Annotated in this window: 1 protein-coding gene; it reads left to right on the top strand. The window is 23.7% G+C overall.

Annotated elements, in window-relative coordinates:
* The coding region (locus tag AACQ14_RS24645) for a hypothetical protein (protein ID WP_339366160.1) at window positions 1-245 on the top strand (245 nt) is incomplete at both ends.

The raw sequence follows: 245 nt of genomic DNA, 5'->3' as shown, positions 1-245 counted from the left end.
TGTTAATGCTGATGAGGATAGTAGAAATAAAGATGTAAAAGAAAATGAAGATGATAGTAATAATGAAGATAGTAAATCAAACAAAGAAAATGATGATGAGACTAGTGACTTAGGTCAAGATGAAAATAAAATCAATGAAGATAATATTTTGGATAATACTAATGAAAAAGATGATTTACATAATGATGATGAATTGAATAATAAAAAACAAGTTATTGAAGTTTCTAGTGTTATTATTAGTAATG

The sequence above is a fragment of the Vallitalea maricola genome (assembly GCF_036985595.1).
Taxonomy (GTDB): Bacteria; Bacillota; Clostridia; order Lachnospirales; family Vallitaleaceae; genus Vallitalea; species Vallitalea maricola.
This window is presented reverse-complemented; position numbering and strand designations above follow the sequence as displayed.